This window comes from Streptomyces sp. NPDC001507, from assembly GCF_042894765.1.
Taxonomy (GTDB): Bacteria; Actinomycetota; Actinomycetes; order Streptomycetales; family Streptomycetaceae; genus Streptomyces.
The window spans coordinates 356,853-383,118 of the sequence record NZ_JBIAVV010000004.1; the positions used below are offsets into that span (position 1 = coordinate 356,853).

Below are 26,266 nucleotides of genomic sequence, written 5' to 3' on the forward strand. Positions count from 1 at the left end.
ACCGTGACCGTATGACTACGGGAGTCTCCGCCGATCTTCCCTGCGTGCGCCGGGATCGCCTACCGGGCCTGATGGGGGTGCTGGGTGGCCACCGTTGCGGCGCTCCGCTGACGGGTGTTGCATGGCAGTGGAGAGGCCCCGGCGCGAGGGCCGCCCATGAGCGTCCCCGGCCGTGAACCCGGCGCATGCGGTTATCGCTCGCCCCGAATCTGTGTATCGCAATCCGTGGTCCGCCGGTGTCGCCTCGAACAAGGAGATTCAACCGATGGACATGCACGGACCCATGCACAGCCGTCGTCAATTCCTTGGTGCCACAGCCGCGGCCGCCGCGGCGGGCCGGTTCGGTATAAGCGGTAGCACCCGGGTGCCGCCCGAGTCGGGACAACAGTCCACACCCCCGACATCCTTCGGTCCGGTGAAGCAGATCAATGCCGGGGATCTGAACGTGGGGTACGTCGAGGCCGGGCCTGCGAACGGGCAGGCGGTCGTGCTCATGCACGGCTGGCCCTACGACATACACAGCTACGAAGTGGTCACACCGCTGCTCGCGGCGAAGGGCTACAGGGTGGTCGTCCCTTATCTGCGCGGCCATGGCACAACGCGATTCCTTTCGGATCGAACACCCAGGAACGCACAGCAGTCGGCGTTCGCCGTCGACATCATCGCCTTGCTGGACGCCCTCAAGATAGAGAGACCGGTCCTCGCCGGCTACGACTGGGGGTCGCGGACGGGCGACATCATTGCGGCGCTCTGGCCGGAACGATGCAAAGCGCTGGTCTCTGTGACCGGATATCTGATAGCGAACGTCGAGGCCAACAAGATGCCTTCACCTCCGAAGAGTGAATGGGCATGGTGGTATCAGTACTACTTCGCCACCGAAAGGGGCGTGCGCGGCCTCGACAGGTACCGTCGCGATCTGGCCGAACTGGTCTGGAAGTTCAACTCTCCGACCTGGCGTTTCGACAACGCGACATTCGATCGCACGGCAGCGGCTTTCGACAACGTGGATTACGTCGGTATCGTGATCGACAATTACCGCTGGCGGCTTGGTCTCGCCAAGGGTGAGCGCCGCTACGACGATCTCGAAAAGCGCCTCGCCGCAGCACCGGTCATCAAGGTACCGACGATCACCATCGACGGAAAGCATGATCCGTTCACGCCTCCGGGAAACGGATCTGCTTATCGCGACAAGTTCGGAGGCACGTACGAGCACCGGACCCTGGACGTGGGTCACAACGTTCCGCAGGAAGACCCGAGGGGCTTCGCGGCGGCTGTCACAGCGGCCAACGGGTTCTGACCGCGCCCGAAGCCGAGGCGCCAGGAGGCGTACCGCCGCGGACCTACCAGGTCTGCTCGGAAGCGCGGACGAGGATCTCGTTGACGGAGACCCGCCGGTCGCGAGTGACGACGAACGAGACCGCATCCGCGATGTCCTCGGGACGCAGCATCTCCATCCCGGCCAGCTGCTGATCCAGCGACGCCTTGACCTCGTCCCGCGAGTGTGTCACGAACTCGGTGTCCACCGTCCCCGGTTCGATCACGCTCACGCGCAGTCGCTGCCGCATGACCTCCTGACGCAGGGCCTCGGTGAACGCGTTCACGCCGAACTTCGTCATGCTGTACACCGCCGTGCCCGGCCGGGCCACCCGCCCGGCGGTGGAGCTGATGTTGACCAGGTCCGCCACCCGGCGGGGCGAGTCCTCCGCCGCGCGCAGCAGATGCGGCAGCGCCGCGCGGGTGACGTACAGGAGGCCCTGCACGTTCACCGCCAGCATGCGCTCCCATTCCTGAGCAGGCGCGTCGAGGACCGGTCCGGCCATTCCCACACCGGCGTTGTTGACCAGAATGTCCAAGCGGCCGAGTTCGGCCACCACACGCTCTATGACGGCAGTCGCCTGTCCCTGCTCCGTGATGTCGGCCTCCACCACGAGTGCCGCCCCGCCCTCGGCGAGGATCTTTCCGGCCAGCGCCTCGAGCCGGTCGCGGCGCCGGGCGACGACTGCGACGGTGGCGCCCTCGGCGGCGAGGCTCAGGGCGGTCGCCTCGCCGATGCCGCTGCTGGCGCCGGTCACGAGGGCAACGGTGTTCTGCAGACGTGCGGACATGACTGTCTCCTTGATCCAGATCAGGATGGTTCGGTTCGGGTCGCTCAGATCGAGCTGCTTCGGATCGGGGTACGTCCGGGCCGGTGACTGCGCCGGCGGAGAGGCCGGTGGCGCACGGGCAGGGGTCGTCGTACCCTCATATCCGGAACCAGTTCCGGTTCGCGTTCGAGAGTAAGCGGAACCAGTTCCGCTTTGCAAGTGGGACAGGAAGAGTGGGACAGGAAGGGGGGGTCGGCGTGACCGGCCACGAGGGGGACACGGCGCGGCCTCGCAGGCCGCTGCGCCCCCTGGGCGTGGCCGGGCCTCCGGCGAGTGAGGTCGCGCGGCCCATCGCCCGGTGGTTAGCCTGAATTCGTACCGTGGTACCGACGAGGCGCTCACCGCGGTGTGCGAGGCGGGCCCGCCGGACGGTGTCCGGCGAGGAACCGCCCACACCGGCGGTCGTCCTCAAACCTCCATATTCCGCCGGACGACCCGGGGCCGCTCCGGCCTTCGCAGGTTCCGATCAAGGCCGCACCCTCGGCGATCTCTGCCGCGATGGTCCGCGTAGTCACCCCGGTCAGAGCCGACTGGGCATTCGCACAGAGGGAGAATCCCATGACCGCGAATCATGCGCGGACCCCGGCCACTCCCAGCATTCTCGTCGACCCGTTGCGCAATCGCGGCGTGGCCTTCACCCCTGAGGAACGGGAGGCCCTCGGCCTCACCGGACGCCTGCCTTCGGGAGTGCTCACGCTCGACCGGCAGGCCCAGCGGGCCTATCAGCAGATGCAGGTCCAGAGCGGCGACCTCGCCAAGAACGTGTATCTGGAGCAGCTGCACGACCGCAACGAAACCCTGTATTTCAGGGTTCTCGCCGACCACCTCGCCGAGTTGCTGCCGATCGTCTACGACCCCACCGTGGGCGAGGCGATCGAGAAGTACTCCCTGGAATACCGGCGTCCGCGCGGCATCTTCCTGTCCATCGACCGGCCCGACGACATGGAGAAGGCCTTCGCCACCCTTGAACTCGGGCCCGAGGACGTCGACCTGATCGTGTGCACCGACGCGGAGGAGATCCTGGGCATCGGCGACTGGGGCGTGGGAGGGATCCAGATCTCGGTCGGCAAGCTCGCGGTGTACACGGCGGCCGCGGGCATCGACCCGCGCCGGGTCGTGCCGGTCTCGCTGGACGTGGGAACGGACCGCACAGCGCTGCTGGAGGACCCGCTGTACCTGGGCAACCGGCATCCACGCGTCCGCGGCGCCGCCTACGACGCCTTCATCGAGAAGTACCTGGAGACGGCGTCGTCCGCGTTCCCCGACGCTCTCCTGCACTTCGAGGACTTCGGTCCCAGCAACGCGCGGCGGATCCTGGAGCAGTACGGCGGCCGCTACCGGATCTTCAACGACGACATGCAGGGCACCGGAGCCATCACGCTGGCCGCCGCGCTGTCCGCCGTCAAGGTCGCCGGTGTGCGGATGCGTGACCAGAAGCTCGTGGTCTTCGGCGCCGGGACCGCCGGGGTGGGCATCGCCGATCAGCTGCGCGACGCGATGGTCCGCGACGGCGCGGATCCGCAGCAGGCCGTCGCCCAGGTGTGGCTCGTCGACAAGCAGGGGCTGCTCACCCGGGACATGACCGACCTGCGCGACTTCCAGCAGACCTACGCACGCGATCCCGCCGAGGTCGCGGGCTGGACGAGGGACGGCGGCGCGATCTCCCTGCTGGAGACGGTCCGCCGGGTCAAGCCGACGATCCTGCTGGGCACTTCCACCGCGCACGGCGCGTTCACCCGCGAGATCGTCGAGGCCATGTCCGAGGGCGCCGAGCGGCCGATCATCCTCCCGATCTCCAATCCCACCTCGCGGATCGAGGCCATGCCCGCAGACGTCATCGCCTGGTCCAGGGGGAAGGCGCTCGTCGCGACGGGCATCCCCGTCGCGCCCGTGGAGTACGACGGCGTCACCTACCAGATCGGGCAGGCCAACAACGCGCTCCTCTACCCGGGCCTGGGCCTGGGCACGATCGTCTCCGGCGCTTCCCAGGTGACCGCGGGCATGCTGCTGGCGGCCGCGCAGGCCGTGGCGAACCAGGTCGACCCGTCGGGGCCGGGCGCCTCGCTGCTGCCGCCCGTGGACGACCTGCGGGAGTCGTCCGCGATCACCGCGACCGCGGTGGTCAAGGCGGCCCTCGAAGACGGCGTGGCGACCTCCAAGCCGGTCGACACCGCACAGGCCGTCCGGGATGCCATGTGGCAGCCGGTCTACACGGACGGAGCCGCAGCGTGAACACCCACACCCCCCACCCCGCCGCAGGCGGGACCGGGTCGGCCGGTCAGGGCGCAGCCCCGAAGATCCTCGACATCCCCGTCGGCCTGCACGCGACGGGGACCCGGCGGGAGACCGACTCCATGGGAGCCGTCGACGTCCCCGCGGACCGCTACTGGGGCGCCCAGACACAACGCTCCCTCATCCACTTCTCGATCGGGGACGACCGGATGCCCAAGGCGGTCTACCACGCCTACGGCTACGTCAAGAGGGCCGCCGCCGCCGTCAACGGGCGGGCCGGCCGACTCCCTTCCTGGAAGTCCGAACTGATCCGGCGAGTGGCCGACGAGGTCATCGCGGGCGAACTGGACGATCACTTCCCGCTGTACGTGTGGCAGACAGGGTCCGGCACGCAGTCCAACATGAACACCAACGAGGTGATCAGCAACCGAGCGATCCAGCTGGTCGGCGGCGAGCTGGGCAGCAAGTCCCCGATCCACCCCAACGACCACGTCAACATGGGGCAGTCCTCCAACGACACCTTCCCCACCGCCATGCACATCGCCGCGGTCAAGGAGATCCACGAGCACCTGCTGCCCAGCGTGCAGTCGCTGCGGCACGCCATCGAGACCAAGGCACAGCAGTGGCACGACGTGGTGAAGATCGGCCGCACCCATCTGGAGGACGCCGTTCCGCTCACCGTGGGGCAGGAATGGTCCGGCTATGCCCACCAGTTGGAGCAAGCGATCGAGAGGTGCACCAGGTCCGCCGAGGGGCTGCTCGAACTGGCGATGGGGGGTACCGCGGTGGGCACGGGGCTCAACGCCCCACCCGGGTTCGGCGAGCAGGTCGCAGCCGACATCGCCGATGCGACCGGCTACCCGTTCACCACCGCGCGCAACAAGTTCGCCGCGCAGGGCGGCCTGGACGCCATGGTCGGCGCCTCCGCCGGGCTGAGAGACCTGGCCGTCCCACTGATGAAGATCGCCAACGACATCCGCTGGCTGGCCTCCGGACCCCGCTGCGGCCTCGACGAACTCCTGCTCCCCGCGAACGAGCCCGGCTCCTCCATCATGCCGGGCAAGGTCAACCCGACCCAGTGCGAGGCCATGGTCATGGTCTGCATCCAGGTGCTGTCCGAAGACCAGGCCATCGGCTTCGCCGGCACCCAGGGAAACTTCGAACTCAACGCCATGCGCCCGGTCATCATCAACAACTTCCTGCACGCGGCCGGCATCCTCGCCGACGCCTGCACCAAGTTGCGCGAGTACTGCATCGAGGGCACCCAGCTCAACCGGGACCAGATCGACAGCTACGTCGACCGGTCCCTCATGCTGGTCACGGCCCTCTCGCCGGTGATCGGCTACGACAAGGCCTCCGCGATCGCCCACAAGGCCGACGACGAGGACACCACCCTGCGCGCAGCGGCCCTGGCCTCCGGCTACATCAGCGCCGAGGACTTCGACCGCATCGTCCGACCGGCCGCCATGGTCGGCCAGTCGTAGGGCCGGTACCGTTGCCCGGCCACCGGCCTTGCACCGCCTTCAGCTCGACTGACGAACAGGACATCCCTCTCCCGCAAAGCCTGGGGATCCTGCTGATACCCCGCTGCACCTGCTCCCACCACCGCTACACCTCCCCCGGGTGACGACCCCTCACCTCCGCCCCGACCGGGGCTCGTCGACGAACCACCGCTGGGACACCGAAGCCCGCCAAACGCCGTGACAGACCCGCGGCGGGTGGCGGAGCAGTGTGGAGTGAGGAGCCTGCAGAGCCCCTCGTCGCCGGGAACCGGCGAATCACCGCTGCCCGGCGGCTTCGTCAACCACGTGGTGCGCGTCGGCGCCACCGTGCGCCGTCCCGCGTCCGCCGGTACGCGGTTCGTCGGAGAGTTGCTGAGGTTGCCGGAGGCCGCCGACCGGCCCGGCGCACCGCGCCGCCGCGGCCTCGACGAGAAGGGCCGCGAGGTCCTCACCTACCTCGACGGGCATGTGGCCCGGGAACCCCGGCAGCCGCCGGAGGTGCACTCCGACGGGAGCCTGGTGCGGGTCGCCCGGCTGGTGCGGGAGTTCCACGACCTGACGGCGGGCACGGAACTGGCGGGTCCGCACGAGGTGGTCTGCCACAACGACCTCGCGCCCAGGAACACCGTCTACCGGCCGGCCGGCGGCGTGCTGCGCCCGGTGGCCTTCATCGACTGGGACCTGGCGGCGCCGGGCGCACGCATCCACGACGTCGACCACGTCTGCTGGCGGTACCTCGGGCTCGGCCCGGGCGTCGGGGACCCCGCCGAGGCGGCGCGACGGCTGCGCCTGATCGCCGACACCTACGAGCTCACGGACTGGCGCGAGCTCGTTTCCGTGATCCTGTGGTGGCAGGGCCGGTGCCGGCGTGGCATCGAGGCGGCGGCCGGATCCGGAGACCCCGCGGTGATCCGTCTCCGTGACGCCGGGGTGGTGGCGAAGGCGCAGCGGGCGTACCAACGGGTCTCCGGGCACCGGGCCCTGCTGAATCGTTCCTTGTAGTGAACGGCCGTACGCCTGCGCATAGTTCCCGCCGGAAGTGTGACATTCCACCCCACCGCCCGCCCTGTCGCCGCAGGCCCTGACCGGCCCATACTCCAGGACCTGACGAACCGGCAGGACGAACCGACAGGCGGAGGAGCACGATGAGCGCGGCGGCCGCGGCAGGGACCTGGAAGCTCGGAGACCTGGAGGTGAACCGCATCGGCTACGGCACGATGCGGCTGACCGGCAACGGCATGATGGGGAACTCCGACGGCCCGCCGATCGACCGCGAGGCCGCCGTCCGCCTGCTGCACAGCGCGTTCGAGCAGGGGGTCGACCACGTCGACACGGCCGCCTTCTACTTCTCGCCGCTGCGGTCCGCCAACGAGCTCCTCAACCGCGCCCTCTCGTCCTGGCGCGGCGACGTCGTCGTGGTGACCAAGGTGGGCCCGGCACGCGCCCCCTCCGGGGAGTGGCTCTACCGGGGCGGCCCCGACCAGCTGCGCGGCCAGGTCGAGGAGAACCTGCGGCAGCTCGGCCGGGACCACCTGGACGTGGTGAACCTGCGTGTCAACGGCCCGAGAACACCCTCGGTCGCCGAGCACTTCGGCGCCCTCGCCGAACTGCGCGAGGCCGGTCTGATCCGGCACCTCGGACTCTCGGGCGTCCTGCCCGAGCACCTGATCGAGGCCCGGACGATCGCGCCCGTGGTCTGCGTGCAGAACGCCTACGGCCTGGACTGGCGCCGCGCCGACGAGCGCGGGCTGGTGGACCTGTGCGCGGAACTCGGCATCGCCTTCGTCCCGTTCTTCGCCGTCTCCGGCCTGCGCCGCGAGGCGGCCGCGGACCAGGAGCGCGACGCCCGCGTCCACGCCGTCGCCCGCGCCCACCACGCCACACCGGCGCAGATACGACTCGCCTGGACCCTCCACCGAGGCCCACATGTCCTGGCCATCCCCGGCACCGCCGACCCGGCCCACCTCAGGGAGAACATCGCTGCGGGCGCCCTGCGCCTGACGGAGGAAGAGCTGGCCGTACTCAACGGGCAGGGCGTGCCCCGCTAGTCGGTGGCGCCGGGCCCGGTCCGGGGCGACCGGCTCCCGCCGCCGACCCGCTGAGCGACCCCCATCATGCCGAGGCCGGCAAGGGCCACCACCGTGGTCACGACGGTCGCCACCAGCTCCACCGACGGTTCGACACGCACCAGTTGGACCACCGCGTGGTACAGCACGACCGCACCGAACAAGGCATACCCGGCGCCCCACAACCGGGGCCTGACCACCTTGCCGGCCAGCCAGGGAAACACCCGGAACGACGTGGCGGCCGCGACGCCCGCGCCGATGCAGAAGAAGGCGGTGGCGAACAGCATTACGTTCATGGCTATGCGCACCGGCCGATCATCGCACCGCTGGGGCTCCGTGGAAACGGCTCAGTCCACGATGTGTGGATCACGGAAGTAGTACACGACGGTCACCCCCATGCCCGGAGTGTGCGTGTACACGACCGTACTGCTCGACGCCGAGGCCCACTTGGAGAAGTACCGGCGGCTGCTGGACGTCGTCGAAGGCATTGCCCTCAGCCCTGCGAAGTCCCGGGACCTGATCCACGCCATCATCCAGAACCTGTGAAGGACCCGGTATGTCCACGCGCCGCTGGCGGAAGTCGTCGTACTGCCAAGAAGGCGAGGCGTGCGTCCATGTTTCCCCCACCCCCACCGTCGTCCACATAGCCGACGACGACCCGCCCGGGCCGTCCTCACCGTCGCGTGGAGGCCTTCGGGGCTCTGCTCGGTCTGGTGAGGTCACCCGACGGACGGTGATCCCGGCGGGCCGCCGTCCGCCAGGTCCGCCACCACCGCCGCGTGGTCCGAGGGCCACACCCCGTCGACCGGACCGTCCCCGGCCCGGCAGGCAGCCAGTACCGTGCCGATGCCGTCGGGGCCGGCCGGGGCGCCGACGTGGATGTAGTCGACGCGGACGCCGGGGCCGAGGCCCGGGTGGACGTACGGGTTGGCGTGGTCCCAGGTGGCGGAGGGGGCGGCCGGGTCGGCGTACTCCCAGGCGTCGAGGAAGACCTGGCCGGGTACGACCGGCGCGGTGCGGACCCCGCCGAACCTGCGGACCTCGTCGGAGTCCGGCCAGGCGTTGAAGTCCCCGGTGACGACGGGCGGGAAGTCGGTGCCCGCGCGGTGGGCGGCCACGAACTCGGCCAGCGCGGTGACCTGCCGGCCGCGTACGGCCGACAGGTGCAGCTGCGAGGTGAGGTGGACGGTGAAGAAGGGGACGGGGTGGGCGGGGGCGGCGAGACGGGTGTAGAGCGCGAGGCGTCCGTCGTCGAGATCCGGTGGCGCCGGCAGGCGCAGGGCCTCGCTCTCCAGCACCGGCCACCGGCTCAGCACCGCGTTGCCGATCTCGACGCCGGGCTCCCCGATCCGCCGCTGCCAGCGCTCGGAGGCCGGGGAGGCGGCCCAGGCCCAGTGCATGCCGAGTTCGCCGGCGAGCCACCCGGCGAGGTTCTCGCCGCCCGCCGCCCACACCTCCTGCAGGCCGACCACGTCCGGCCGCAGCTCACGCAGCACGGCGAGGATCGCCTTCTGCCGCTCGGCCCAGGGTCCGAACCGCCACCACAGGTTCCAGGTCATGATCCGCACGGGACCCACCGTCTCTCGTCGGGTATGCGTGAGGGACATTGAAGAGGACACCGGCGCCGCACGACGGCGAAAGAGAGAGCCGAGGAATCATGTCCGACCGCAGATTCCGTGCCACCACCGCGTTCCAGCGGCACGTCGCCAACCCGCTGACCCGCCTGATGCCCTTCCAGACCCTGCTGGAGACCACCGGCCGGGTCTCCCGCCGGCCGCGGCGGACGCCGCTGGGCGGGCGTCGGGTCGGGGACAGTTTCTGGCTGGTGTCGGAGTTCGGGACGAAGTCCCAGTACGTGCGGAACATCCAGGCCGACCCGCGGGTCCGGGTACGGATCGGCGGGCGGTGGCACTCCGGCACCGCCCACCTGCTCCCCGACGACGACCCGGTCGCCCGCCTGCGCACCCTGCCCAGGGGCAACAGCATGGCCGTGAAGGTCCTGGGCACACAGCTCCTGACGATCCGGGTCGACCTGACCGACTGAGCGCCCGGAAGGGGCGCGAGGAACTGCGCGGCCGGCCACGACGGCGCCGCGGTCGACGGACGACGGGGCGCGGCATTTCCGCCGAGCGGTCAGCTCGCCTTGTAGAACGCGTACGTGGCCGAGTACGGCACCGAGATCTGGTCCGTGCCGGTGCACGCAGCCGCCGGCGCCACGCCACCCTCGGTGTCCAGGCGCTGCACGTAGGTGACGCCCTCGAACGTCCCGGCGCCGCGGGTGGCGGTGGCCTTCAGGAGCAGCTCGGGAACGGCGCCGTCCTTCGCGGAGGTGGCGACCGCGGCGGCGTTGACGGCGCTGCCGTCGACCGTGGAGACCCAGACCGGGCCACGGGAGTGCAGCGCGACCGGGCGGTGGGCGCGGTCCCGCTTGTCGGAGAGGGTGGCGGCGGGCTCCAGGAGCTTCCAGGCGCCGTCGGTGCAGGTGTAGGTCTGCACGCCGTGCGCGGAGTAGACGCCGGTCAGCTTGTTCCCGTCGGGCACGGCGAGCGCGGCGGGCGCGTGCACGGCCGGGAGGCGGGCGGGCCGTGCGGAGTAGGCCTGGACGGCGGTCGTGCCCAGCAGGGTCGCGGCGGACGCGGCGGCGACGGCCGTGGTGGTCAGGGCGATTCTCTTGACGTGCTTCATGAGGGGGGTCTCCGAACGGGGTCCGTGCGTGCTCAGGGAAGGGGCGGACCGCGTCGAACCGGAAACGGGCCGTCCCCCTTGTCCCCCGGACGCTACGGACGCGCTGCCCCGCCGCGAAGCGGGTTGCCCGTTCTTTGTCCCCCCGTAAGGTTTCGCCGCCCCAAAGGGCAAGGAGAACAGCCCGAGTTGACGCCTCACCCCGGCCAGACGACCGCCTGCACCTCGCTGTAGGCGTGCAGGGCGTAGGAGCCCACGTCCCGGCCCACCCCGCTCTTCTTGAACCCCCCGAACGGCGCCTCCATGTTCCGCCCCACGGTGTTGATCCCGACGCCGCCCGCCCGCAGCCGCCGCGCCACCCGGAAGGCACGGGCCACGTCCCCGGACCAGACGTAGTCGACGAGGCCGTAGTCGGAGTCGTTGGCGAGGGCGATGCCCTCCTCCTCGTCGTCGAAGGGGACGACGGAGACGACCGGGCCGAAGATCTCCTCGCGGGCCACCCGCATGTCGTTCGTGCAGTCGGCGAGGAGGGTGGGCGCCACGAAGAACCCACGCTCCAGCGGCGGGCGTTCGCCGCCGGCCACCACCACCGCGCCCTCCTTCCGGCCGAGTTCGACGTACGACTCGACGCGCGCCCGGTGCTCGGCGGTGATCAGCGGCCCGACCACCGTGTCCGGCGCGGCCGGATCACCCACCTTCAACCGGCGGGCGTAAGCCGCCAGTTGCTCCACGAGCCGCTCGTACAGGCCGCGCTGCACCAGCACCCGGGTGGGCGCCGTACAGATCTGCCCGCTGTAGAAGGAGAAGGTGGTGCCGATCCCGGCCACCGCCGAGCCGACGTCCGCGTCGTCGAAGACGACCGCCGCGCCCTTGCCCCCCAGCTCCATCAACTGGCGTTTCATGTCCCGCCCGCACACCTCGGCGATGCGCTGTCCGACGGCGGTGGAGCCGGTGAAACTCACCATGTCGACGTCGGGGGACGCCACGGCGGCCTCGCCGACATTGGCGGACCGGCCGGAGACGACGTTCACCACGCCCGGCGGGGCGCCCGCCGCCTCCAGCGCCTCCGCCATCCGGTAGACGGAGAGCGGGTCCTGGGGGGCCGGTTTCACCACGACCGTGTTGCCCATCGCGAGCGCCGGGGCGATCTTGCCCGCGGGGTTGGCCCACGGGTTGTTGTACGACGTGATGCAGCTGACCACCCCGACCGGCTGGCGCACGGCGAGCGCGCCCATCACGCCCGCCCTCCCCATCGGCCCGGCCTCGTTGATCTGCGGCGGGATCGCCCACTCGGCCGGTTCGACGGTCGCGTACCGGCGGAACCGGGCCACCGCCACCCCCACCTGCATCGCACGGGCGGTGCCGGTGGTGGCGCCCGTCTCGGCGCGGGCGAGGTCCGCGTACGCGCCCAGCCGGCCGCGGATGAGGTCGGCGGCCCGGCCCAGCACCGCGGCCCGCTCCCCCGCGGGCGTCCGCGACCAGCCGTCGAAGGCCTCCCTGGCGGCCGCACAGGCCGCCAGCACCTGCTCCCGGGACGCCTCAGGGGCCCGGCCCACGGTCTCCTCGGTCGCCGGGTCGACGACGTCGTAGTACCCGTCGTCGGGCACCACCCACCGGCCGCCGACGAACAGCCGCTGCCCGTCCGCCGCCTCGCCCGCCTCGCTCACCGGGTGCTCACCGTCCTGGTGTCCCGCCCGGAGCGCAGTACCTTCCCCGGTACGGTGCCGCTCACCACGTCGTCCCGGATGGCCTCGACGCCGTTGACCCAGACCGCCCGCACCCCGATCGCCTTCGAGTCCAGGCGCGGGCTGTCTCCCGGCAGGTCGTGCACCAGGGTGGCCGGGCCGGCGGCGATCCGCTCCGGGTCGAAGAGCACGAGGTCCGCATGCCAGCCCTCCGCGATCCGCCCGCGCTCCCGCAGCCCGAAGAGCCGGGCGGGATCGTCGGTCAGCATCTTCACGGCCTGCTCCAGGCCGAGCAGCTTGCGGCCGCGCAGGCAGTCGCCGATGAAGCGGGTGGTGTACGGGGCCCCGCACATGCGGTCCAGATGGGCCCCGGCGTCCGACCCGCCGAGCATGACGTCCTCGTGCTGCCAGGTCTCGGCGCGCAGCGCCCAGGAGGCCGGGTCGTTGTCGGTGGGCATGGGCCACAGGACGGTACGGAGGTCGTCGGCGGCGCAGATCTCGACCAGGGTGTGGAAGGGGTCCTGGCCGCGCTCCTGTGCTATGTCACATACCACCCGCCCCGACAGCCCGGCGTTCGCCTCGCTGTACGTGTCCCCGATGACGTACCGCCCGAAGTTCGCCAGCCGCCGGAAGACTCCGGCCTCCTTGCTGTTCGCGCGCGCCAGCATCTGGGCCCGTACGTCCGCATCGCGCAGCTTCTCGATCCGCTCCCGAACCGGCAGCCCGAGGATCGGCCCCCACCCGGGGATGAGGTTCAGCGCGCAGAAGGTGCCGAGCGACATGTTCATGGGCGTGAGGATCGGCATCGTCAGCGCCACGACCCTGCCGCCCGCCTTCCGTGCCCGCTCACTGGCCTGGAGCTGCCGGGGCACCCGCTCGGGCACGGCGGCGTCGACCGTGAGCACGTTCCAGTTCAGGGGCCGCCCGGCCACCGCGCTCATCTCGGCGAACAGCTCGATCTCGGCGTCGCTGAACTGGTCGAGGCAGCCGGCGACGATCGCCTCGATCTGCGTCCCCTCGTGCTCCCCGACGGCCTTCGACAGGGCCAGCAGCTCGGCGGGCAGCGCATGCCGTGAGGCCACCGGCTGCCCGTCCCCGTCGGAGTGCGTGCTGGACTGCGTGGTGGAGAACCCCCACGCCCCCGCGTCCATGGCCTCGTGCAACAGCCTTACGATCTCCTCCAGTTGCTCCTCACTCGGCTGCCCGCCCACCGCGTCGGGCCCCATCACGTACCGGCGCAGCGCGCAGTGCCCCACCATGAAGCCGGCGTTGACGGCGATCCGCCCTTCGAGTGCGTCCAGGTACTCCCCGAAGGAGTTCCAGCTCCAGGGCGCCCCCTCCTCCAGCGCGACCAGCGACATGCCCTCGACCTTGGACATCATGCGGCGGGTGTAGTCGGCGTCGGCGGGGCGTCCCGGGTTGAGGGGGGCGAGCGTGAACCCGCAGTTCCCGGCGGTGACCGTGGTCACCCCGTGGTTCAGCGAGGGCGTCGCGTACGGGTCCCAGAAGAGCTGGGCGTCGTAGTGGGTGTGCGGATCGACGAAGCCGGGGGAGAGGACGAGGCCGGCGGCGTCCTCGCTGGTGCGGCTCTCCTCGGTGACGGTGCCGACGACGGCGATCCGGCCGTCGCGGATGCCGACGTCGGCGACGAACGCGGGCGCTCCGGTCCCGTCGACAACCGTCGCCCCTTTGATGACGTGATCGAGCATGAACCCTGCCTCCTCGAACTCCGGCTCGGTGGAGAGACTCAGGGGCGCGGGGAACTGCGCGACCGACCACAACGCATCCGCACCCCGCAACGGCGACTACGCGGCACCCCGGAACCGGGTCGTCCGGTGAACGGGATCCGTGTCGATCTTCGGAATCACGTGCTCCCCGATCAACCGGATCGTCTGCAGCGTCTCCTCCTTCGGCACCCCCACCGGCAGCCCGAAGCTCAACTGATCCGCCCCGGCCTGCTCCCACCGCTTGCACTGCCGCAGCACCTCGTCGGGGTCGCCGCAGATCAGCAGCTCCTCCTCGACGAGCAGCTCCACGAACTCCGGCGTGTACTCCGGCAGCGTCTCCGGCCACACCGGGAACCCCTCGGGCCGCGGGAAGGTGTCGTGGTACCGGAACACCAGCGAGGGCAGGTAGTGCAGCCCGCCGGACGCCGCGATGCGGATCGCCTCGTCGTGCGTGGGCGCACAGATCGCCGTCGTCGTCACCATCACGTTGTCGTTGACGAAGTCCCCGACCGGCTCGGCGTTCACGATCGCCGTCTTGTACTGCTCCAGGACCCACTCCATGTCGGAGACCTTCTGGATGCTGAACCCGAGCACCCCGAGCCCCTTCCTGGCCGCCATGGCGTACGACGGCGGCGACCCGGCGGCGTACCACATCGCGGGGTGCGACTTGCCGTACGGCTTGGGCAGCACCTTGCGCGGCGGCAGCTGCCAGTGCTTGCCCTGGAAGCCGGCGTACTCGTCCTGGAGCCACATCTTGGGGAACTCGGCGATGGTCTCCTCCCAGATCTCCTTGGTGTAGTTCATGTCGGTCACACCAGGGATGAACCCGAGGATCTCGTGGGAGCCGGCGCCGCGTCCGCTGCCGAACTCGAAACGGTTGTTGGTGAGATGGTCGAGCATGGCGACCTTCTCGGCGACCTTCACGGGGTGGTTGACCTGGGCGAGGGGGTTGAAGATCCCGGAGCCGAGGTGGATCCGCTCGGTCGCGTGCGCGAGGTAGCCCAGGTAGACGTCGTTCGCGGAGAGGTGCGAGTACTCGTCGAGGAAGTGGTGCTCGGACGCCCAGGCGTACTTGAAGCCGGACTGGTCCGCCTGGATGACGTACTCGGTCTCCTCCATCAGTGCCTTGTGCTCGGCCAGCGGGTCGGTCTCGGCCCGTTTGCCCACGTATCCCTGTACAAAGAGCCCGAATTCCAAGGCGGTTCACCGTCCCATATTTTCTGACGCTCTGTCAGATACCGTTCGTTGGCCGACTGTCGCACCGGCCGTCGCCATCGTCAATAGCTGACGATCCGTCAGATGACACTGACCCCCGCCAGCCATCCGCCGTCGATCACGAACGGCTGGCCGGTGATGTACGACGAGTCGTCCGAGGTCAGGAAGAGCGCCAGCCTGGCCACCTCCTCCGCCCGCCCGATCCGGCCCAGCGGGACGAGCTTGCGGTACAGCTCGTCCAGCGCCCGGCTCATCTCGGCGGGGTCGGCGGCCGGGTCCAGCCGGGCCGGGTTGGACATCGCGGTGTCGATGGCGCCGGGGCAGATCGCGTTGACGCGGATGCGCCGGCCGGCGAGTTCCAGCGCGGCGACCCGGGTGAGGCCGAGCACGGCGTGCTTGGTGGCCGCGTAGGTGCCGACCGCGGCCATCCCCGTCAGCGCCGTGTAGGAGGCCGTGTTGACGATGGTCCCGCCGTCGTCCAGTTCGGGCGCGACCGTCTTCATGCCCAGGAAGCAGCCGACCTGGTTGACCTGCACGACCTGCATGAACTCGTCGAGGGGCGTGTCCACGAGCGCGTTGAACCGCAGGATGCCGGCGTTGTTCACCAGCCCGTCGAGGCGGCCGTGCGTCCGCTTGGCGGCGGCGACGGCGGCCTGCCACTCCTCCTCCACCCTCACGTCCAGGTGGACGTAGGCCGCCCCGATCTCCTTGGCGAGGGCCTCGCCCAGGTCGTCCAGCACATCCGCCACGACCACGCTCGCACCCTCCGCGACGAAGAGCCGCGCCTCCTGCTCGCCCTGCCCGCGCGCCGCCCCGGTGACGATGACGACCCGCCCGTCCAGCTTGCCCATGCCACTCCCTCAGGTCAGAAGGGGCGCGACGTCCGCCCCGAACGCCTCGATCTGGTCGATGAGTTCGGCCCGGCTCCGGCTGCGGAACCGCACCTGGATCTGATGCACGCCCATCGCGCCGTACGCCCGCAGCGACTCGGCGAGGGCCTCGGGGGTCCCGCTGAGCGTGCGGCGGCCCACCGCCCAGTCGGGCGTGCCGACGTACAGCGGTTCGGTGATCGCGCCGACGGTGACCGGCACCTCGATGCCCGCCTCTTCGCGCAGCCGCCGCAACCGCTCGATCTGCGCCGGGAGCCGGTCCCGCGGGTCGCCCTGCGGCAGCCAGCCGTCGCCCTTGAGCGCGGCCCGCCGCACCGCGGCGGGCGACGACCCGCCGACCCACACCGGCACCCGCTCCTGGGCGGGCCGGGGCCGCTGCCCGAGCCCCTCGAAGTCGTAGAACTTGCCGTGGTGGGAGGGGAACTCGTCCGGCCCGAGCGCGGCACGCAGCGCGTCGACCGCCTCGTCAAGGACCGCCCCGCGCTGCCCGAAGTCCACCCCCAGTACCTCGAACTCCTCCCGCACGTGCCCGGCGCCGACGCCGAGGATCAGACGGCCGCCGGAGAGGTGGTCGAGGGTCGCGTACTGCTTGGCGGACAGGAGCGGGTGCCGCAGCCCGACGACGGCGACATGGCTGAGCAGCCGTACCCGTTCGGTCACGGCGGCCAGGTGGGCGAGGGTGGCCACCGGGTCGTACCAGACCGTGCTCATCGCCCCGGCCAGCCGGTGCGGGATCGCCACGTGGTCGCAGACGGCGAGGTAGGCGAAGCCGGCCCGCTCGACGGCCCGCGCGATCTCCACCAGGTCGGCGGCGCCCGCCCCGGCCTCCCAGTCCTCGGCGTAGATCGTGGACTGGGACTGCACCGGGAGCTGGATGCCGTGGTCGAGGCTCACCGGGGACCGCCCCACAGCCCGTCCGCCGTCAGCCCCAGCAGTTCGATCGCGTTCCCGCGGACGATCCGCTCCACCACATCCGGCGCCAGGTGGCCCATCTGCGCCTCGCCGACCTCCCGCGACTTCGGCCAGGTGGAGTCGGAGTGCGGGTAGTCGGTCTCGTACAGCACATTGCCGAGGCCGATCGCGTCCAGGTTCTTCAGGCCGAAGGCGTCGTCGAAGAAGCAGCCGTAGACGTGCTCGGCGAAGAGTTCGGAGGGCGGACGGTGCACCTTGTCGGCGACCCCGCCCCAGCCCCGGTTCTCCTCCCACACCACGTCGGCGCGCTCCAGGATGTAGGGGATCCAGCCGATCTGGCCCTCCGCGTACATCACCTTGAGGTTCGGGAAGCGCTCGAACTTGCCGCTCATCAGCCAGTCCACCATCGAGAAGCAGCAGTTGGCGAAGGTGATGGTGGAGCCGACGGCGGGCGGGGCGTCGGCGGAGGTGGAGGGCATCCGGCTGCTGGAGCCGATGTGCATGGCGACGACCGTGCCGGTCTCGTCGCAGGCGGCGAGGAAGGGGTCCCAGTCGTCGGTGTGGACGGAGGGCAGCCCGAGGTGCGGGGGTATCTCGGAGAAGGCGACGGCGCGGACCCCGCGGGCCGCGTTGCGGCGGACCTCGGCGGCGGCCAGCCCGGCGTCCCAGAGGGGGATCAGGGCGAGGGGTATCTGACGGCCCTGCGCCAGTGGGCCGCACCACTCCTCCACCATCCAGTCGTTGTAGGCCTGGACGCAGAGCAGGGCCAGCTCGCGATCCTTGGCCTCGGTGAAGGTCTGCCCGCAGAAGCGGGGGAAGGTCGGGAAGCAGAGCGCGGACTGGACGTGGTTGACGTCCATGTCGGCGAGCCGCCGCGGCACGTCGTACGACCCCGCCCGCATCTGCTCGTACGTGATCACTTCGAGTTTGATCTCGTCGCGGGAGTAGCCGACGGCGGTGTCCAGGCGGGTGAGGGGGCGGTGCAGGTCCTCGTAGATCCACCAGTCGCCGACGGGACCGTCGTCGCCGGGCCTGCCCATGACCGGCTTGAACCGGCCGCCGAGGAAGGTCATGTCCTTCAGCGGGGCCCGGACGATGCGCGGCCCGGTGTCCAGGTACTTCTTCGGGAGGCGGGACTGCCAGACGTCCGGCGGCTCCACGGTGTGGTCGTCGACGGAGATGATCAGCGGGAAAGTGCCGTCCTGGGTGTCCATGGCGCTCACGGTAGCGCCGATCTGACGAACCGTCAGCTAGTGGGATGACGGTTCGTCAGGCGTCGGCGGCGCACGGCGCGGACGCGTTCCGCGGCCCGGTGCGGAGGACGCCGGCCTGCCCGCGGAATCGTTACGCCAGGAGTCGGGCCTGCTGAGGCGGGACGCCGCCGTGTGAAGACCGTGTGGACCACCGCGTGTCGCCCTGTGATCGGCGTCTCCCCCGGCTGACGCGACCCGCCCGGACAAGGCAGACTGACGGGGTGAAGCGGGATGTCTAGGGGGACGGGCATGGACGGTGGACCGCGGGTGCCGGAGCAGCGGCGAGCCTCCTCCGCGACGGAGGCGGCGGCGTTGCGCTTCACCGTGCTCGGTCCGGTGCGCGCCTGGCGTGCCGGGGAGCCGCTCAACACCGGCTCCCCGCAGCAACGCGCCCTGCTCGCTGCCCTGTTGCTGCGTGAGGGCCGCACGGCGACCGCGGCCGAGCTGATCGACGCCCTGTGGGGCCCCGAGCCGCCGTCGCAGGCGCTGGCTGCGGTGCGCACGTACGCCTCCCGCCTGCGCAAGATCCTGGACCCCGGGGTCCTGGTCAGCGAGTCCGGCGGGTACGCGGTGCGCGGGCTCGGCGAGGGCGCCCTGGACCTGGCGGTCGCCCAGGACCTGGCGGCGGACGCGGAGAAGGCGAAGAGCGCCGGGGACCTGCACCAGGCCCGGCAGGTGCTCGCCCGGGCGCTGGCCCAGTGGGACGGCGAGCCGCTGGCCGGAGTGCCGGGGCCGTACGCCGAGGCCCAGCGGGCCCGGCTCGAGGAGTGGCGCCTCCAACTCCTCGAATCCCGCCTCGACATGGACCTGGAGCAGGGCTGCCACGCGGAGGCCGTCTCCGAGCTGACGGCACTCACCGCGGCCCACCCGCTCCGCGAACGCCTCCGTGAACTCCTCATGCTCGCCCTGTACCGCAGCGGCCGGCAGGCGGAGGCCCTCGCGGTGTACGCGGACACCCGCCGCCTGCTGGCGGAGGAGCTGGGCGTGGACCCGCGCTCCGGCCTGCGCGACCTCCAGCAGCGGATCCTGCAGGCCGACCCGGCCCTGGCCGAACCCTCCTCGCCCGCGCCCGACCCCCTGCCCGCCTCCGTGCGTCCCGCCCAGCTCCCGGCCACGGTCCCGGACTTCACCGGCCGCTCCGCCTTCGTCACGGAGCTGAGCGAGGTGCTGGCGTCGGCCGAGGGCCGGGTGATGGCCGTCTCGGCACTGGCGGGCATCGGCGGCGTCGGCAAGACGACCCTCGCCGTACACGTCGCCCACCAGGCCCGGTCCGGCTTCCCGGACGGCCAGTTGTACGTGGACCTGCAGGGGGCGGGCCCGCGGGCGGCGGAGCCGGAGACGGTCCTGGGCTCGTTCCTCCGCGCCCTGGGCACGCCGGACTCGTCGGTCCCCGACTCCCTGGACGACCGGGCCGCCCTGTACCGCTCGGTCCTGGACGGCCGCCGCGTCCTGGTCCTCCTGGACAACGCGAGGGACGCGGCACAGATACGTCCGCTGCTGCCGGGCACCGAGGGCTGCGCGGCGCTGGTCACCTCCCGCGTCCGGATGGTCGACCTGGCCGGGGCCCACCTGGTCGACCTGGACGTGATGTCCCCGGACGAGGCGCTCCAGCTGTTCACGAAGATCGTCGGCGCGGAGCGGGTGGCCGCGGAGCGCGAGGCGGCCCTCGACGTGGTGGCGGCCTGCGGCTTCCTCCCGCTCGCCATCCGCATCGCCGCGTCCCGGCTGGCCGCCCGCCGCACCTGGACGGTCTCCGTCCTGGCGGCGAAGCTCGCCGACGAACGCCGCCGCCTGGACGAACTCCAGGCCGGCGATCTCGCGGTCAAGGCGACCTTCGAACTCGGCTACGGCCAGCTGGAGCCGGCCCAGGCGCGGGCGTTCCGCCTCCTGGGCCTCGCGGACGGCCCGGACATCTCGCTGGCGGCGGCCGCGGCCGTACTCGGTCTGCCGGCCGAGGCGACCGAGGACCTGCTGGAGGCCCTGGTCGACACCTCGCTGCTGGAATCGGCGGCTCCGGGCCGCTACCGCTTCCACGACCTCGTACGGCTCTACGCGCGTGCGTGCGCGGAACGCGACGAGCAGCCGCCCGGCGAACGGGAGGCGGCGATGTCGCGGCTGCTGGACTTCTATCTGGCCACGGCGGCGGCGTTCTACGCGATCGACCGGCCCGGGGACCGGCTGGTGGACCACCTCGAGGCCACCGGGTACCCGGGGCTGGCGTTCCGGGACCGCCACGAGGCGCAGGACTGGTTCTACGCCGAGGCCATGCCCGTGCTGGCCTGCGTCCGGCAGTCGACGGCGCCCGGACTGCTCGGGCGCGCCGTGGACCTGCTGTGGGCGGCCGTCGACCTCGCGGAGTCGGGGGCCAACTCCAGGGAGTACGAGACCACGGCGGTCTTCGTGCGGGACGCGGTGCGCACCTCGGCGGACGTGCGGGCGCAGGCCCGCGCACACGTCGTGCTGGCCAACGCCTACCACCTGATCGGCCGTTTCGGGCCGGCGAACGAGCAGGCGACCGAGGCGGTCCGGCTCGCGGACGTCGCGGGCGACCCGCTGCCGGGGTGCTGGGCGTCCAACATGCTGGGCATCATCGCGCTGTACCAGAACAGGCTGGAGGACGGCGAGGCCCACCTCACCCGCGCGATCGACAGCTTCCGCGCCTGCGGCGACGGCCCCGGCGAGGCCAGCGCGCTGTGCAACCTCTCCCGGATCCACCTGGCGATGGGCCGGACCGCGAGCGCGGTCTCCCTGGCACAGCAGGGGACCGGCATGTACGACGCCATGGGGCACGCCCTGAAGGGTGCCAACGGCCGGTACGCGCTGGGCCTCGCGCTCACCCAGGGCGGCCAGTACGACCAGGCCGCCGAGCGGCTCCAGGAGGCCCTGGAGGTGTTCCGGGACAGCCGGATGCGGCTGTGGGAGGGGATGTCCCTGTTCCGGCTCGCCGAACTCGACCTCGCGGCGGAGCGGCCCGCGCAGGCCGCGACCAACGCCGAGTCGGCCCTCACCCTGCTGCGCGGGATCGGCGGCGACTGGCGGCGCGGGAACGTGCTCACGGTGCTCGGCCGGGCCCTGACCCTGATCGGGCATCCGGGCCGGGCCCAGGTCTGCTGGCGGGAGGCGCTCGCCATCTTCGAGGGGCTCGGGGCGACCGAGGCCGACGAGGTGAAGGCCCTGCTCAGCCCGAGCGCCGTCGCCTGAGGCGGGGCGCCCGGCAGGCGTTCATCATTCGTTTATCGCGGCACGGCACTCTCGTCCTGTCGATCCGCCGCGTCGGGGGGCAGACGGTTCGGCTCGGGCCCGCGCCTTAAGGTGTAGCGGCCCGGAAGCGTCCGCCCGGCGGCCCTACGGGGGAGCCGCCGGGCGGGCCTTCCTGCCCACAGCGTCAAGGACATCCAGGGGAGCGAACCATGAGCGACGAGACGAAGACGACCGAGGCCGAGGCGGCCGTCGAGGGCACCGAGATCACCACGCTGAACAGCCACGCCACCAGCGAGCCGCTCAGCGCCACGATCCTGAAGGCGGACGACGAGGACACCACCGTCACGCCGGACAACTCGCACGCCACGGACGAGAAGGCCTGACAAGAACCACACCGGGACGGGGACGGCCGCGGCGGCGCGGAGGGGGAGCCGTCGCGGCCGAGGTGTGTTCGGGGAGAGGTCCGGGTCAACTCGCCCGTGTACGAACGCGAGACCGGGACTGGCGCGAGGCGCTGACCGAGGCGTTCCGCGTGCCTCACGCCTTTGTGCAACCCAAGGCCGCTCCCAGCGGTCCGAGTGGGCATGAAGAGAGCTCTTGGCGCGGGTGCCGTCCTGCTTCTCCTGCTGTCGGCCTGCGGGTCGGGCGGGTCGGAGGAGAGACCGGCACGTCATCCGGGGGTCCGGTCCGACTTCGACGGGGACGGGTACGGCGATCTCGTGGTCGGTGACACGACCGCGACCGTGAACGGGAAGTACGCCGCCGGATTCGCGGCCGTCCTGCGAGGGTCCGCACGGGGCCCGCGGTCCGGGAAGCCGCAGGTCGTCACCCAGAACGATCTGGGATTGGGCAAGGCGGGCGAGGGAGGCTACTTCGGCAGCCCGGCCACGAGCGTGACTGCCGACCTCGACGGTGACGGGCGGGCCGACTTCGTCACCCAGGCGGGCCGGAACACGATCTTCGTCGTCTGGGGGAGCGACAAGGGGCTGACCGGTGCCGCGGCCGCCCGGCTGACGGGCTCGGCGCCCCTCGCGGGCGACGTCGACGGCGACGGACACACCGATCTCGTGGTCGGCATGGGCGTCGGCATGGGCAAGGACAACGCCGTACGGGTCCTGCTGGGCCCCTTCAGCCGCAAAGGCACACCGCGCCGTACCGTCCCTCTCGACCTGACGCCCAGCGACCCGCGCTACGCCGTCGGGGTGCCCGCCGCCCTGGGGGACGTCACGGGGGACGGCAAGGACGATCTCCTGGTCAGCTGGTCCATCCTGGCGGACTACGCGCCCGTCGCCCGCGCCACCGTCGTGTACCGGGGTACCGCCGACGGGAAGCTGGTCAAGGGCCCGCGGCTGGCGGCCGGCTTCTACGGTTCGACGCTCAGAACGGCGGATGTGAACCACGACGGTTACGCCGACGTCGTGGCGGGGCTGCCCTGCGAGATGCTCGGCGACACGATGGTCCCGGAGGGCGGCAGCCGGCTGATGGTCCTCTACGGCGGGACGCTGAAGACGTCACGCTTCACCGAGGACACCGCGGGCCTGCCGGTGAAGGGGCCCTTCCAACCCTGCACGTTCGGCAGCGCGCCGGCGGTCGGGGACCTGGACGGCGACGGATACGCCGATGTGGCGTTCTCGGTCCGGCCCAGAACGGGACCGGAGGAGGTCATCCTGCTGAGAGGGAGCGCCGGAGGGCTGACCACCGAGGGGGCGCGGTCCGTGCCCGGCGGCTCGGCCGAACTGCTCGACACCGACGGCCGCAGGCCGGCCGAGCTGGTGGTCACCGGCCAAGAGGGGATCGAGGTGTGGCGCGGCGGATCCCGGCTGCTCTCGTTCAAGGAGACCGACCTCGACCTCGGACCGGAGATATCGCGCGCGGGGAACGGCCTCTGGCTGGTCGGATGACGTGCTGAGGGGGCAGGCCTCACACTAGCCCCGCCCCCGCAGCTCCCCCTTCACCACCTTCCCGCCGGCGTTCCGCGGCAGCTCCGCCACGAACTCCACCACCCGCGGGACCTTGTAGTTCGCCATCTCGCGGCGGGCCCAGGCGATCAGGTCGTCCCCGGTGAGGACCGCGTCCGGGCGGCGGATCACGAATGCCTTGCCGACCTCGCCCAGGCGGGCGTCGGGTACGCCGATCACCGCCACGTCCGCCACATCCGGGTGCAGGCCCAGCAGTTGCTCTATCTCCGCCGGGTAGGCGTTGAAGCCGCCGACGATGAACATGTCCTTCAGGCGGTCGGTGATGCGCAGGTTCCCGGCCGGGTCCAGGACGCCCACGTCGCCCGTGCGCAGCCAGCCGTCCCGTGTGAGCGTCTCGGCGGTCGCCGCCGGGTCCTCGTAGTAGCCGCGCATCACGTTGAAGCCCCGGACCAGCACCTCCCCCGCCTCGTCCACTCGCACCTCCGTCCCCGGGATCGCCCGGCCCGACGTCGACGCGATCACCGTGGGGTCGTCGCCCCGGCGGCACATCGTCACGATGCCGCTCGCCTCCGAGAGGCCGTACGCCGTCAGGACCGTCTCGACGCCGAGTTCGCCGCGCAGGCGTTCCACGAGAAGCAGGGGGACCACCGCCGCGCCCGTCACCACCAAGCGCAGGGCGGAGAGGTCGTGGGCGTCGCGGGCCGGGTGGTCCAGGAGAGACTGGTGGAGGGTCGGGGGGCCGGGGAGGACCGACACCCGTTCCGACGCCAGGTTCGCCAGCACCGTCGCCACGTCGAACACCGGCTGCGGGATCATCGTCGCTCCCCGCATCAGGCAGGCGATCACCCCGGCCTTGTAGCCGAACGTGTGGAAGAAGGGGTTCACGATGAGGTAGCGGTCGTCCGTGCGCAGGCCTGCCAGGTCGGCCCAGACCTCGTAGGCCCGGAGGGTCTGGGCATGGGTGATCATCGCGCCCTTCGGGCGGCCCGTCGTGCCGGAGGTGAAGATGATGTCGGAGAGGGAGTCGCCGTCCACCTCGGCCGTGCGGGACACGACTTCGCGAGCCGATACCCCCTCGCCGCCCGCCAGGAAGTCCTTCCAGGTGCGGAAGTCGGCCGGCGCGTCCTCCGACAGCACCACCACGTCCCGCAGGGCGGGCAGCCCCGGCAGGGGTCCCGGGCCGTGCCCCTCCCCCGCCGCCCTGCGCAGCGACGCCACGTACGACGTCCCCAGGAACGTCCCCGTCACGAACAGCAGCCGGGCCCCGCTGCGGCGCAGTACATCCGCCGCCTCCGCCCCCTTGAAGCGGGTGTTCAACGGAACCAGTACCCCGCCCGCCGACACGGCGCCGAGGGCCGCGACGATCCAGTCCAGGGAGTTCGGCGCCCAGATGCCCACCCTGTCGCCCGCCCGGACGCCGGAGGCGATGCAGGCCGCCGCCGCCCGTTCCACCCGGGCGCCCAGTTCGGCGTAGGTGATCCGGGTACGGCCGTCCACCACCGCCTCGACGTCCGCGTACCGCTCCGCCGCCGACCGCACCAGTCCCGGAACGGTCCCCCACTCCATGTCACCGCGCACAACCGGCCTCCCCGGACGCATAGCTGACTGACCGTCAGATTAGCTGTAGCCTGACGACCTGTCAGCAAACCGTGACAGCCGTGGAGGTGCGGGGACATGGCCGGTCTCAGAGGCGTCAAGGACGCCACCGCCGTCGTCGGGATCGGGCAGACCCGCTTTGCCAAACGGCTCGACGAGGACGAGCGGACCCTCGCCTGCCGGGCCGTCCTCGCCGCCCTCGACGACGCCGGCATCGCGCCCGGCGAGGTCGACGCGCTCGCCTCCTTCACCATGGAGGAGACCGACGAGGTGGAGCTGGCCAAGGCGGTCGGCCTCGGCGACCTGACCTTCTTCAGCAAGGTGGGGTACGGGGGCGGCGGCTCCTGCGCCACGGTCGCGCACCTCGCCGCCGCGATAGCCAGTGGGCAGGCGAGCGTGGGCGTGGCCTGGCGGTCGCGGAAGCGCGGCTCCGGCCCCCGCCCCTGGACCAACACCACCGTCCAGCTCCCGACCCCCGCCCAGTGGACCCGCCCCTTCGGCCTGCTCCGGCCCGCCGACGAGATAGCCATGCTCACCCGCCGCTACATGCACGAGTACGGCGCGACCCGCGACCACCTCTTCAACGTCGCCCTCGCCTGCCGCAACCGGGCCAACCAGAACCCGGCCGCCGTCATGTACGACCGCCCCCTCACCCGCGAGATGTACATGACCTCCCGGTGGATCAGCGAGCCCCTCTGCCTCTTCGACAACTGCCTGGAGACGGACGGCGCGCTGGCCTGTGTGGTGGTCGGCAGGGAGCGGGCCCGGGACTGCCGACGGCCCCCCGTCTACGTCCACGCGGCCGCCCAGGGCCTCCCCGCCCAGCACCACGGCATGGTCAACTACTGGAACGACGACCCCCTGACCGGTCCCGCTTGGACCGCCGCCCGCCACCTGTGGAAGCACGCCGACCTCACCCCCGAGGACGTCGACGTGGCCCAGATCTACGACGCGTTCACCGCCCTCGTCCCGCTCTCCCTGGAGGGGTACGGCTTCTGCGGCCGCGGGGAGGGCGGGGCCTTCACCGAGCAGGGTGCCCTGGAGATCGGCGGACGGCTGCCGGTCAACACCGGCGGCGGGGGCCTCAGCGAGGCCTACGTGCACGGGTTCAACCTCATCACCGAGGGCGTCAAACAGTTGCGCGGCACCAGCACCGCCCAGGTGCCGGGCGCCGCCACCTGCCTGGTCACCGCCGGCGAGGGCGTCCCGACCTCCGCCCTCCTCCTCACCAACCGGAGCTGA

General features: G+C 71.5%; 22 protein-coding genes. 11 read left to right on the top strand and 11 right to left on the bottom strand.

Annotation, left to right across the window (positions count from 1 at the left end; all coding sequences use genetic code 11):
* Positions 1 to 283: 283 nt before the first annotated feature.
* Complete coding sequence (locus tag ACFY0K_RS15410; RefSeq protein WP_390640526.1) at positions 284 to 1,297, top strand: alpha/beta fold hydrolase; 1,014 nt, start codon at positions 284 to 286, stop codon at positions 1,295 to 1,297.
* A 43-nt stretch (positions 1,298 to 1,340) separates the two neighbouring features.
* On the opposite strand, the gene ACFY0K_RS15415 is transcribed toward ACFY0K_RS15410, so the two are convergent.
* On the bottom strand, positions 1,341 to 2,105 hold the full coding sequence (locus ACFY0K_RS15415; protein WP_351957129.1) for an SDR family NAD(P)-dependent oxidoreductase: 765 nt from the start codon (positions 2,103 to 2,105) through the stop codon (positions 1,341 to 1,343).
* A gap of 597 nt (positions 2,106 to 2,702) precedes the next feature.
* On the opposite strand from ACFY0K_RS15415, the gene ACFY0K_RS15420 reads away from it, so the two are divergent.
* The 4 genes from ACFY0K_RS15420 (at position 2,703) to ACFY0K_RS15435 (ending at position 7,926) form a co-directional block, all read left to right on the top strand.
* A complete protein-coding gene (locus tag ACFY0K_RS15420; RefSeq protein WP_390640249.1) occupies positions 2,703 to 4,376 on the top strand; it encodes an NAD-dependent malic enzyme in 1,674 nt (557 codons plus the stop codon).
* Positions 4,373 to 5,860, top strand: a complete 1,488-nt coding sequence (fumC, locus tag ACFY0K_RS15425; RefSeq protein WP_390640250.1) for a class II fumarate hydratase — start codon at positions 4,373 to 4,375, stop codon at positions 5,858 to 5,860. Before ACFY0K_RS15420 ends, fumC begins: the two co-directional genes overlap by 4 nt.
* Positions 5,861 to 6,112: 252 nt before the next feature.
* Positions 6,113 to 6,880, top strand: coding sequence for a phosphotransferase (locus ACFY0K_RS15430; protein WP_390640251.1), 768 nt, complete (start codon positions 6,113 to 6,115; stop codon positions 6,878 to 6,880).
* 143 nt (positions 6,881 to 7,023) lie between these two features.
* A complete protein-coding gene (locus ACFY0K_RS15435; RefSeq protein ID WP_390640252.1) occupies positions 7,024 to 7,926 on the top strand; it encodes an aldo/keto reductase in 903 nt (300 codons plus the stop codon).
* Here the strand turns inward: ACFY0K_RS15435 and ACFY0K_RS15440 are convergent.
* Entirely contained in the window at positions 7,923 to 8,240 is a 318-nt protein-coding gene (locus tag ACFY0K_RS15440; RefSeq protein WP_390640253.1) for a hypothetical protein, read from the bottom strand. The genes ACFY0K_RS15435 and ACFY0K_RS15440 overlap by 4 nt on opposite strands.
* A 115-nt stretch (positions 8,241 to 8,355) precedes the next feature.
* Here ACFY0K_RS15440 and ACFY0K_RS15445 point away from each other — a divergent pair, with 115 nt between their 5' ends.
* Complete coding sequence (locus ACFY0K_RS15445) at positions 8,356 to 8,490, top strand: Scr1 family TA system antitoxin-like transcriptional regulator (RefSeq protein WP_390640537.1); 135 nt, start codon at positions 8,356 to 8,358, stop codon at positions 8,488 to 8,490.
* Between the two features lie 173 nt (positions 8,491 to 8,663).
* Here ACFY0K_RS15445 and ACFY0K_RS15450 read toward each other — a convergent pair whose 3' ends face one another.
* On the bottom strand, positions 8,664 to 9,512 hold the full coding sequence (locus ACFY0K_RS15450; protein ID WP_390640254.1) for an endonuclease/exonuclease/phosphatase family protein: 849 nt from the start codon (positions 9,510 to 9,512) through the stop codon (positions 8,664 to 8,666).
* Positions 9,513 to 9,601: 89 nt separating this feature from the next.
* Here ACFY0K_RS15450 and ACFY0K_RS15455 point away from each other — a divergent pair, with 89 nt between their 5' ends.
* On the top strand, positions 9,602 to 9,988 hold the full coding sequence (locus ACFY0K_RS15455) for a nitroreductase/quinone reductase family protein (RefSeq protein WP_390640255.1): 387 nt from the start codon (positions 9,602 to 9,604) through the stop codon (positions 9,986 to 9,988).
* A gap of 89 nt (positions 9,989 to 10,077) precedes the next feature.
* Here ACFY0K_RS15455 and ACFY0K_RS15460 read toward each other — a convergent pair whose 3' ends face one another.
* The 7 genes from ACFY0K_RS15460 to ACFY0K_RS15490 form a co-directional block, all read right to left on the bottom strand.
* Complete coding sequence (locus ACFY0K_RS15460; RefSeq protein ID WP_390640256.1) at positions 10,078 to 10,629, bottom strand: DUF3455 domain-containing protein; 552 nt, start codon at positions 10,627 to 10,629, stop codon at positions 10,078 to 10,080.
* A gap of 194 nt (positions 10,630 to 10,823) precedes the next feature.
* Positions 10,824 to 12,293: an aldehyde dehydrogenase family protein gene (locus ACFY0K_RS15465; protein WP_390640257.1), complete on the bottom strand. Its 1,470-nt coding sequence runs from the start codon at positions 12,291 to 12,293 to the stop codon at positions 10,824 to 10,826.
* Positions 12,290 to 14,020, bottom strand: coding sequence for an amidohydrolase family protein (locus ACFY0K_RS15470; RefSeq protein WP_390640258.1), 1,731 nt, complete (start codon positions 14,018 to 14,020; stop codon positions 12,290 to 12,292). Before ACFY0K_RS15470 ends, ACFY0K_RS15465 begins: the two co-directional genes overlap by 4 nt.
* Positions 14,021 to 14,116: 96 nt before the next feature.
* A complete protein-coding gene (locus ACFY0K_RS15475) occupies positions 14,117 to 15,235 on the bottom strand; it encodes an LLM class flavin-dependent oxidoreductase (RefSeq protein ID WP_390640259.1) in 1,119 nt (372 codons plus the stop codon).
* A 98-nt stretch (positions 15,236 to 15,333) separates the two neighbouring features.
* Complete coding sequence (locus ACFY0K_RS15480) at positions 15,334 to 16,104, bottom strand: SDR family NAD(P)-dependent oxidoreductase (protein WP_390640260.1); 771 nt, start codon at positions 16,102 to 16,104, stop codon at positions 15,334 to 15,336.
* Positions 16,105 to 16,113: 9 nt separating this feature from the next.
* On the bottom strand, positions 16,114 to 17,037 hold the full coding sequence (locus ACFY0K_RS15485; RefSeq protein ID WP_390640261.1) for an LLM class F420-dependent oxidoreductase: 924 nt from the start codon (positions 17,035 to 17,037) through the stop codon (positions 16,114 to 16,116).
* The gene (locus ACFY0K_RS15490; protein ID WP_390640262.1) at positions 17,034 to 18,269 is read right to left on the bottom strand and encodes an amidohydrolase family protein; all 1,236 of its coding nucleotides are present in this window, start codon (positions 18,267 to 18,269) and stop codon (positions 17,034 to 17,036) included. The genes ACFY0K_RS15485 and ACFY0K_RS15490 overlap by 4 nt, the downstream gene beginning before the upstream one ends.
* Positions 18,270 to 18,557: 288 nt before the next feature.
* Here ACFY0K_RS15490 and ACFY0K_RS15495 point away from each other — a divergent pair, with 288 nt between their 5' ends.
* The 3 genes from ACFY0K_RS15495 to ACFY0K_RS15505 all read left to right on the top strand — a co-directional run bounded on the left by ACFY0K_RS15495 (position 18,558) and on the right by ACFY0K_RS15505 (position 23,410).
* A complete protein-coding gene (locus tag ACFY0K_RS15495; protein ID WP_390640263.1) occupies positions 18,558 to 21,509 on the top strand; it encodes a BTAD domain-containing putative transcriptional regulator in 2,952 nt (983 codons plus the stop codon).
* 209 nt (positions 21,510 to 21,718) lie between these two features.
* The gene (locus ACFY0K_RS15500) at positions 21,719 to 21,892 is read left to right on the top strand and encodes a hypothetical protein (protein ID WP_388600499.1); all 174 of its coding nucleotides are present in this window, start codon (positions 21,719 to 21,721) and stop codon (positions 21,890 to 21,892) included.
* Between the two features lie 201 nt (positions 21,893 to 22,093).
* Positions 22,094 to 23,410: an FG-GAP and VCBS repeat-containing protein gene (locus ACFY0K_RS15505; protein ID WP_390640264.1), complete on the top strand. Its 1,317-nt coding sequence runs from the start codon at positions 22,094 to 22,096 to the stop codon at positions 23,408 to 23,410.
* A 24-nt stretch (positions 23,411 to 23,434) separates the two neighbouring features.
* Here ACFY0K_RS15505 and ACFY0K_RS15510 read toward each other — a convergent pair whose 3' ends face one another.
* Positions 23,435 to 25,006: a FadD3 family acyl-CoA ligase gene (locus ACFY0K_RS15510; protein WP_390640265.1), complete on the bottom strand. Its 1,572-nt coding sequence runs from the start codon at positions 25,004 to 25,006 to the stop codon at positions 23,435 to 23,437.
* Between the two features lie 96 nt (positions 25,007 to 25,102).
* Between ACFY0K_RS15510 and ACFY0K_RS15515 the strand changes: the two genes are divergently transcribed.
* A complete protein-coding gene (locus ACFY0K_RS15515; protein ID WP_390640266.1) occupies positions 25,103 to 26,266 on the top strand; it encodes a lipid-transfer protein in 1,164 nt (387 codons plus the stop codon).